This is a genomic window from Streptomyces sp. NPDC002490, from assembly GCF_040296045.1.
In the GTDB taxonomy this organism is placed as follows: Bacteria; Actinomycetota; Actinomycetes; order Streptomycetales; family Streptomycetaceae; genus Streptomyces.
The window spans coordinates 1-8,826 of sequence record NZ_JBEOWM010000098.1; the positions used below are offsets into that span (position 1 = coordinate 1).

An 8,826-nucleotide genomic window follows, 5' to 3' on the forward strand; every position below is an offset into this window, starting at 1 on the left:
CCGGAGAGCCGGGCGGCCACTCCTTCGAAGCCACTGAAGGCAGAGAACCATAAGCCACACCCGGCCCTCCCGGGCCGCCTAACAACTTACGGAGACCCATGACCACCGAGACCGGCCGCGCCTGCGTGCCGGACCCCGCCGACCGGGCCGCGCACCCCCGCGCCGGGCGCGGGCGCGCCGGTGCGCTCCGCTGGCTGCTCGCCCAGGCGAGGCCGTTCCGCCGCTTCCTGCTGGTGCACCTGGGGGGCAGCCTGGTGTGGCAGGGCATCACCGCGGCGATCCCGCTGACCATCGGACTCGCCTTCGACGCGGTGCTGGCGCCCGAGGGCGGCGGGCTCGCCTCGCTGCACCGGGTCGTCTGGGTGCTGTGGGCCCTCGTCCTGGTCCGCGGCATCGCCGGCATCGCCTCCACCTACGCGCTGGAGTCCTTCGCCAGCGGGTTGGAACGCCGCGCCCGCGCCCAGGTCTTCGCCAGCCTGCTCCGCAAGGGCCAGGGCTACTTCGACCGGCGGCGGATCGGGGACCTGTCCGCCCGCGCCACCGGTGACGCCGAATCGCTCAACCTGATGGTGTCCCCCGGGTTCGACATGGCCGTGGACCTCACGCTCAACCTCCTCCTGCCGATCGTCTTCATCGCCCTGGTCGACCCCCGACTCCTGCTCTCCCCCGTGGTGTTCGTGGTGCTGTTCGTCCTGGCCCTGGTCGAGCACGGTCGGCGACTGGAACCCGTCTCCGAGTTGACCCGCGAGTCGTTCGGGGCGATGACCGCACAGGCCACCGAGAGCATCGCCGGCATCGAGGTGGTCGAGTCGACCGGCGGAGCCGACCGGGAACGGGCCCGGTTCGTCGCCCGTGCGGCCGACCACCGCGCGGCGACCGTCCGCCGGGCCCGCGCCCAGGCGCTGTCCCTGCCACCCCTGTTGCTCACCCTCGCCACCGCCGGCGCCCTGGTGCACTCCGTGGTCCTGCTGCGCGAGGGCTCCCTGACCACCGGCGAACTCGTCGCCGTCCTCGGGCTGATGGCCACCCTGCGGGCGCCCACCCAGCTGGCCTCGTTCAGCCTGGGACTGATCCACCTCGGGGCGGCGGGCGCCCGGCGCATCCTGGAGGTCGTCGACGACCCCGATGACCAGGACGAGCGGGGCGGCCGGCACACCGCGCCGATCACCGGCGAGGTCGCGATGGAGCACGTCGGCTTCGGCTACGCCGCGGACCGTCCGGTGCTGCACGACGTGTCCTTCCGGGTCCCCGCCGGGTCAACGGTGGCGGTCGTCGGCGCCACCGGCAGCGGCAAGTCCACCCTGCTGCACCTCCTCAACCGCACCCACGCACCGGACCGGGGGCGGGTGCTGGTCGACGGGGTGAGCACCACCGCGTGGGACACCGACTCGCTCCGCTCCCAGATCTCCCTCGTCGAGCAGGACGTGGTCCTCTTCTCCCGCTCGATCGCCGAGAACCTCGGCGCCGACACCGGCACCCCGGCCGGCCGGACCCGGATGGAAGCCGCCGCCCGCACCGCACTCGCCCACGACTTCGTCATGGGCACCGACCGCGGGTACGACACCGTCGTCGGCGAACGCGGGGTCGCCCTCTCCGGCGGCCAGCGCCAACGCCTGGCCCTCGCACGGGCCCTGCTGTCCGATCCGCGGATCCTCGTCCTGGACGACGCCACCAGCGCCCTGGACGGCGCCACCGAACACGAGCTCCACCGCGCCCTCGGCCGCACCTCGGCAGGGCGCACCACCTTCCTCGTCACCTCGCGGCTGGCCCGCATCCGCAGCGCCGACCACGTCCTCGTCCTCGATGCGGGACGTCTCGTCGGCCAGGGCGCCCATGACGCACTCCTGCGCGACTGCCCGCTTTACCGCCGGATCTTCGCCGCCCACCTCGACCCCGACCACCGGCATCCGCACCCCCGGCGCGGTGCGGCACCCCCCGGCCCGCCGGCCCCGCGCACGGAGGAGGAGACCCCCTGATGGCACAGTTGCTCGACGGCATCGACGACCTCGCGGACCCCGTGGACGCCCCCGGCGGCGGGACCGACCGCCGCTACGGCGACCGGGAACTCGTCCGACGCATCACCCCGTACTTCCGCGGCGAGGGGACCTCGGTGGTGTGGGTGACCCTGGCGGTGGTGGCCGCATCGGTCACCGGCAGCGCGGTGCCCGTCCTGTTGGCACGGACCGTGGACTCGGTGCTGGCAGCCGACGGCGACCGCCGCTGGGCGCTGTGGGTGGCGGCCGTCCTGGTCCTCGGGACGGCGTCCTGGGCGTGCACGCTCCTCCAGGAGCGGCGGACCGCCGCGGTGGTCGGCGACGTGGTCCTGCGACTGCGCGAGCGCGTGTTCGACGCCGCGGTGCGCCAGGACCTGGCCTTCCACGACACCCGCCCCAGCGGCACGGTGGTCAGCCGCGTCACCCAGGACACCCAGGCGTTCGCCGCCCTGACCGCCCTGGTGCTCTCGCTGCTCGGTCAGGTGCTGATGGTCCTGCTCCTGCTGACCGCGCTGTTCCTGATCGACGTCGTGCTCGCCCTGGTCACCGTCCTGGTGGCCGCGGTCATCGTCCTGGTGAGCCTCGGCTTCCGGCGGGCCGCCCGGGATGCCTCCCGGCATCAGCAGCGGGCCCTGGCCGACGTCAACGGCCATGTGCAGGAGACCCTGCGGGGCATCGCGGTGACCCGGAGCCACCGGCGCCAGCAGGCCGCCCAGGCGGAACTGCACGCGGCCGACGAACGCTGGTTCGCCGCGAGCGTCCGCCTCAACCGCATGTTCAGCGGCGTCTTCCCACTGCTCATCACGCTCACCGGGCTGGGTACGGTGGCCGTGGTGCTGCTCGGCGGGCGGCTCGTCTCCGAGGGCCGCCTCTCCCCGGGCGAGTGGGTGCTGTTCCTGGAAGCGCTGGCGCTGTTCTGGTCACCGCTCAGCGGCATCGCGTCCTTCTGGAGCCAACTCCAGCAAGGACTGGCCGCGGGCGAACGGGTGTTCGCGCTGATCGACCGGGCACCCTCGCTACGACAGCACGCCCGGCAGCCGGTGCCCCGGCTGCGCGGCGACATCGTGCTGCGCGACGTCCACTTCGGCTACGGCCGCGACCGTCCGGTGCTCCGGGGCGTCGACCTGACGGTACGGGCCGGGGAGACGGTGGCACTGGTCGGCCGGACCGGGGCCGGCAAGTCCAGCCTGGTCCGGTTGGTCGCCCGGTCGTACGAGTTCTCGCACGGGGAGCTCACGGTGGACGGCCAAGACGTGCGCACCCTCGACGTCGAGGAGTACCGGCGCCGGCTGGGCATCGTCCCCCAGAACCCGTTCCTGTTCTCCGGCACCGTCGCCGAGAACATCGCCCGCGGCAGGCCGGGGGCGGGGCCGGACGAGGTCGCCGCCGCCGCCCGGGCGGTGGCGGGGGGCGACTGGCTGGCCCGGCTCCCCCGGGGGCTCGACACCCCCACCGACGAGGGCGGCGGCAACCTCTCGACCGGTCAACGCCAACTGGTGGCGCTGGCCCGGGTGTTCCTCCAGGACGCACCGGTGCTGATCCTCGACGAGGCCACGGCCAGCGTGGACCCCCTGACCGAGGCACAGCTCCAGGAGGGCTTGGACGCCCTCGCCGCCACCCGGACGGCCCTGGTGGTCGCGCACCGGTTGCCCACGGTCCGCCGGGCGGACCGCGTCCTGGTCGTCGAGGACGGTCGGATCGTCGAGGAGGGCGACCACACCACCCTGTTGGCCCGCGACGGCGCCTACCGTCGGCTGTACGAGCACCACTTCCGGTACCAGTCGCCCCACGGGGAGCCCGCCGCCGGAGCGGAACCCGCCCGGCCGCAGGAGGCGTGACTCAGCAGCGGACGGAGGAGGCGGTGTCGTTCTCGCTCGGCAGGACGTTGACCCGGTAGGCGCTGTACATCGAGTGGGCGGCGCCGCCCTGGTGGGCGTCCGACCACCAGGTGCAGATGGTGCCGGTGTCGTTGGACCAGGAGGACATCTGGTCGTTGACGCCGTAGTCGCCGAGGAAGCCGATGTAGTCCCCCGCCCGGACGGCGACGCCGCCACCGCCGAAGTGGTGGTCGCGGTACAGGCAGAGGCTGTCCGGGGGACAGTGGGAGCCGGAGAAGTGGCGCAGGGCCGCGGGCGCGGCGGACGCGGGGGCGGACGCGACGGCCGGGCCGGTGGTGAGCGCGGCAGCGGCGACGAGGAGCGCGACACGGCGCATGGGGGGCCTCCTGGGGAGCGGGGGACCGGGTTCCCGGTTCGGGGACACGATGTCCCACCCCCCGTCGCGCCGACCGCAGGCGCGCCCGAACCCCCGTGCGTGCGTCACCGGGCCGTGCGAACGCCCGCGGGCCCGCACCGGAGGCGGAAGCCTCCGGTGCGGGCCCGCGGCGGAGCGGGAACGGCGGGCGCCGATCAGCTCATCTCGGTCGGCGCCTCTCCGGGCCCGAAGCCGCCGCCCATCAGGCCGTCCAGCTTCAGCTCGGTGGCGTTGGCGGGGGCCGTCGGGGCCTCCCCGTCGACCACGCGCAGCGCGATGCCCAGCTTCTTGCCCTTGAGCTTCTTGTCGAGCTGGGTGAGGTCGAAGGACAGCTCGGACAGGTCGCCGTTCTTCAGGGTGAACTCGGCGGAACCCTTCTTCGCGGGGACCTCCTTGAGCTCCTTGGCCGTGGGGAGCTTGGCGTCCGCGGGGAGCTTCAGGTCCTTGAAGAACGGGCGCACCTCGTCGACCAGCGCGGTGGCGAGGTCGCGGAGGGAGGCGGTGGCGGTGATGCGCTCGGTGTCCCCGTCCTCCTTCGTGGTCTCGAATTCGACCTGGTCGGTGAGGACGTTGCGCACCGCCGTGACGAGCTTCTTCTGCGTCGCGGCGCTGAAGTCCGGCATGCCGGCGGAGCCGCCGGGAACGGGCGCCTCCTGGCCGATCTCCTCCAGTTCCTTGGTGGAGACCTTGACCCACTCGCCCTTGAAGAGCTTCTCCATCGGCTTGAGCTCGGCGGGCACCTCGCCGCCGCCGGTCAGCTCGTCCAGGGACGGCGCGGGGGTGCCGGCCAGGGCGGAGATCGCCTCGACGTCGACCCGACCGTAGGCGTGGTCGCCGACCGTCCGGAACTCGATCAGGTCGCCGTCCGCGGTGCTGATCTTCACGGCCTGGCCGGTGAAGTCCTTCTCCTTGGATTCGGCGAAGGGCTTCTTCGACGCCAGGGAGACCGTGATGCGACCGCTGGTCAGCGCGTCGACGGCCTCGTCGGGGATCTTTTCGCCGGGCGCGGCGTCCGCGTCCAGGGCCCGCAGCGAGGCGGCGTCGGTGTCCAGCCCGAGCTCGAAGGAGAGGGTCTTCTCCTTGCCCAAGTCGTCGAAGGCCCGGTCGAGCTTCTGCGCCGCCGACAGGTTCTCCATCGTGCCGCAGGCGGCGGACCCGGTGAGCACGAGGGTGACGACGGCGGTGGCGGTGAGGGTTTTGCGTATGGCGGTGATGACGGTCTCCTAGTCAGCGTGATCATCTGCTAGACCGTTGACCCCCGCAAAGGGTTGTACGGGGGGACGTGGCACGCGCCACGCCAGGCCCTGGCCCGGCGCCGGACGCCGCCCGCGGGCGGCGTCCGACCCGGTGACGACGGGTGCGGGTCAGACGATGGGCGAGACCGCGGTGCAGCCGGTGGCGGTGGCCACGCCCTCGCCGGACTCCTCCGCGATGGTCTTGCCCTTGTAGACGATCTTGCAGCTGACGCTGGCCGCACCGGCGTCGACGGCCACCGGCACCACCGAGGGGGGCATGATCCCGCGCAGGGTGACGGTCTTCTTCCACGGCAGGGTGGGCTTGTCCTCGGTGGTCAGCTTCGGCTCGGTCGCGGTGCCGCCGCCGGAGGCGTAGGTGATGGAGTCGACGCTCTCGCCGGTGATCTCGTAGGTGACCTCGTACTCCTCGTTCACCTTCTTGTCGACCTCTTCGACCGCCTTGTCCTTGACCGCTTCCGTCGCCTCCGAACAGGCGGTGAGCCCGAACGTCAGGCCGGCGACGGTGACGGCGGCCAGGGCCGTGGAGCGGATGGAGCGACGCATGGTGGAACCCCCGGGGTCGTGATCGTGAGATCCGCAGACAATCGTAAAGGCACAGTAAAGTCAAACCCGTTGCCCCTCGTGAGCAGCGACGACGTCACCCCCTCGGGACGCCCCCCCCCCGCGCACGCGGGCACCCGCCGGGCGCAGCCGCGATCGGCGCCCACGGCCCACCCCCGGGCGCGCGAGCTCCCCGAATGCACCAAGGACGGCCGTCCGGTGCGCCTGGCCCGACCGGCGACCGGGTAGGCAAGGGCGTGTGCACCGATGTGGCACACACCACACCCCTCACGAGGAGTCACCCGTGCCCCACGCCCCGGCCGATCCCGCGGACGCCCCTCCGATCGACCACCTCATGGAACTCGCCTCCGGGTTCATGGCCGCCAAGGTGTTGCTCGTCGCCGCCCGCATCGACCTCTTCACCGAACTGCGCGCAGGACCGCTGGGCGGCGAGGCGTTGCGGGACCGGCTGGGCCTGCACCCGCGGTCGGCGCGGGACTTCTTCGACGCCCTGGTCGCGCTCGGCGCCCTGGACCGCGGTCCGGAGGGCTACCGCAACACCCCGGCCGCCGACTACTACCTGGTCCGCGGCAGACCCGCCTTCGCGGGGGGCTTCCTGGAGATGAACGACCGTCGGATGTACGGACTGTGGGCGGACCTCGAAACGGCGCTGCGCACCGGAGCGCCCCAGAACGGGAGCGCCGAGGACGACGACGGCATGTACGCCGACCTCTACGCGGACCCCGAACGGCTGACGGTCTTCCAGGAGGCCATGACCGGGCTGTCCATGGGCTCCGCGCACGCCCTCGCCGAAGCCTTCGACTGGTCGGGGTACCGCACGGTGGCCGACGTCGGATGCGCGGAGGGTGCGGTGCTCACCCATCTGCTGCACCGCCATCCGCATCTGCACGGCACCGGCTTCGACCTGCCCGCGGTGGGTCCCTGCTTCCAGCGCCGGCTCGACGGGTCGGGGCTGGCCGGACGGCTCGCCTTCCGGGCCGGCGACTTCTTCGCCGACCCCCTGCCCCCGGCGGACGTGCTGATCATGGGTCACATCATCAGCGGGTTCTCCCGTTCGCGGGCCCGCACCCTGCTGGACAAGGCGTACGAGGCGCTGCCGGAGGGGGGCAGCCTCATCGTCTACGAGTCCCTGCTCGACGACGAACGGCGGGAGAACGTCAGCGGACTGCTGATGAGCCTGACCATGCTGCTGGAGACCCCGGGCGGCTTCGAGTACACCGGCCCGGAGTGTCAGCAGTGGCTGACCGCCACCGGCTTCGCCCGCAGCAGCGTGCACCCCCTGTCCGGGCCCGAATCGATGATCGTCGCCGTCAAGTAGCCCCCGTCCCGGGCGGGTCGGCCCCGGCTGCGTTCGCGCACCGGGGCCGGGGCGCACGGTCAGATGCCGGCGGAGGCCATCTCGATGATGGACCGGTAGTACGCGGCCGTCGACACGACGCAGGCGCGGTAGGTGCGGTTGTCCTTGACGACCAGGAAGTAGTCCCGGAGGTTCTTCCAGTACTGCACCAGGTAGCCGAGTCCCGGAATGAACCCCGGCGGCCTCGGCACCAGGGCGAACGCCGCGGAACAGGTGAGGATGCGCTCGGTCGCCTGCGAGAGCACGCCCGCGACCTCGGCGTTCATGTTCCATCCCGCGGCCAGGTCGGGCGTCCAGATGGCGCCCGCGATCTCGCGCAGCCGCTGCTGTTCCTCCGGTGTCGGATCGCTCTGGTGGACGACCACGACCGCCCGGGGCGCGGTGGCCCCGGCCGTGCGGGAGTCGACGGCCTGCGCCGCGGAACCCAGCGCGCCGACGGCGAGGGTCGCCACGGAGGCGAGCATCGCCACCGCCGGAATCCACCCGGACCTGCGTGTCCTCATCGAGTCTCCTCCCGGGAGCGGAACACCACGGCGGCGCTCCGCGCTCGGTGCGACGCTGGCAGGCGGAGTGAGGAGAGGTCAACGGGGCATAGTCGGCCGGCTGTTGTCGGACATCCCCGGCCCCCCGAGCGCGCTCAGCGCAGCGGCGGGCCGGACGGCCGGGGCCTGCGCCGCCGTACCGCCCGGGCGACCATCGCCGCCCCGGCCACCAGCCCCGCGCCCACGGCCGCCAGGGAGACGTGGTGGGCGGGGCCGGGCCCCCCGCTCCGCGCCTCGACCCGTACGGACGCCCGCACCGCCCGGGTGGCCGGGCCGCCGGGCGTGGTGGCACCGGGACCGGGGCGGGCGGCGCGCACGGTGAAGGCGTAGGAACCCGAGACCGGACGGCCGTCGGCGGTCAACACCCGGTAGCCGACCCGGTAGCGCCCGGCCGGGGCCTCGCCCACCAAGGAGGCCGTCACCCGCCGGCCGTGGACGTGCGGGGTGCTGGTGGCCAGGGTGCCGCCCTGCCGGGTGGAGACGGCGAGTTGGGCGTACTCCCGGCTCAGGGGGGTGGTGAAGGTCAGGGTCACCCGGTCCGGAGGCGTGCCGAGGACCTCGCCCCCGCCGGGGGCACCGCTGTCGAGCACCGGTTGCGCGGCGGCGGGCGGAGCGTTGACGGTCAGGGCGACGAGGGCGGTGGACGCGGCGAGGCACCGGAGCAGGTAGGGCGGGCGACACCCCCGCACCCGCCCCGGAGGGGGTGTGTCGATGATCATCTCCTCGATCGTATCCGAGAGTTGGCGCGGTGCCGGGCTGCACCCCGGCACCGCGCGGGCCGGCACCGCCCGGGCGCACCCTCCGGACCGCCCCCCTCGACGCACGACGAGCGCACCGGGCACGCGCTCCCGATGACGAGTTCG

8 protein-coding genes are annotated in these 8,826 nt (G+C 73.3%); 3 read left to right on the forward strand and 5 right to left on the reverse strand.

Annotated features, from left to right (window positions below; genetic code table 11):
• Positions 1-98: 98 nt before the first annotated feature.
• Positions 99-1,976 carry an ABC transporter ATP-binding protein gene (locus ABT092_RS30380; RefSeq protein WP_351249642.1) on the forward strand — a complete coding sequence of 626 codons (1,878 nt, stop codon included), beginning with the start codon at positions 99-101 and terminating at the stop codon, positions 1,974-1,976.
• Positions 1,976-3,832 (forward strand): ABC transporter ATP-binding protein, encoded by a 1,857-nt coding sequence (locus ABT092_RS30385; protein ID WP_351249644.1) that lies wholly within the window; start codon positions 1,976-1,978, stop codon positions 3,830-3,832. Before ABT092_RS30380 ends, ABT092_RS30385 begins: the two co-directional genes overlap by 1 nt.
• 1 nt (position 3,833) lies before the next feature.
• Here the strand turns inward: ABT092_RS30385 and ABT092_RS30390 are convergent, their stop codons facing one another.
• From ABT092_RS30390 to ABT092_RS30400, 3 genes are all read right to left on the reverse strand, one after another.
• Positions 3,834-4,208, reverse strand: coding sequence for a peptidase inhibitor family I36 protein (locus tag ABT092_RS30390; RefSeq protein ID WP_351249646.1), 375 nt, complete (start codon positions 4,206-4,208; stop codon positions 3,834-3,836).
• A 194-nt stretch (positions 4,209-4,402) separates the two neighbouring features.
• Positions 4,403-5,413 carry a hypothetical protein gene (locus tag ABT092_RS30395; RefSeq protein WP_351249648.1) on the reverse strand — a complete coding sequence of 337 codons (1,011 nt, stop codon included), beginning with the start codon at positions 5,411-5,413 and terminating at the stop codon, positions 4,403-4,405.
• 198 nt (positions 5,414-5,611) lie between these two features.
• A complete protein-coding gene (locus ABT092_RS30400) occupies positions 5,612-6,046 on the reverse strand; it encodes an MmpS family transport accessory protein (RefSeq protein WP_351249650.1) in 435 nt (144 codons plus the stop codon).
• A gap of 301 nt (positions 6,047-6,347) precedes the next feature.
• Here ABT092_RS30400 and ABT092_RS30405 point away from each other — a divergent pair, with 301 nt between their 5' ends.
• Positions 6,348-7,382, forward strand: a complete 1,035-nt coding sequence (locus tag ABT092_RS30405) for a methyltransferase (RefSeq protein ID WP_351249652.1) — start codon at positions 6,348-6,350, stop codon at positions 7,380-7,382.
• Between the two features lie 59 nt (positions 7,383-7,441).
• Here the strand turns inward: ABT092_RS30405 and ABT092_RS30410 are convergent, their stop codons facing one another.
• Both ABT092_RS30410 and ABT092_RS30415 read right to left on the reverse strand, forming a co-directional pair.
• The gene (locus ABT092_RS30410; protein ID WP_351249654.1) at positions 7,442-7,924 is read right to left on the reverse strand and encodes a hypothetical protein; all 483 of its coding nucleotides are present in this window, start codon (positions 7,922-7,924) and stop codon (positions 7,442-7,444) included.
• 134 nt (positions 7,925-8,058) lie between these two features.
• Positions 8,059-8,682 carry a copper resistance CopC family protein gene (locus tag ABT092_RS30415; RefSeq protein ID WP_351249656.1) on the reverse strand — a complete coding sequence of 208 codons (624 nt, stop codon included), beginning with the start codon at positions 8,680-8,682 and terminating at the stop codon, positions 8,059-8,061.
• Positions 8,683-8,826 lie beyond the last annotated feature (144 nt).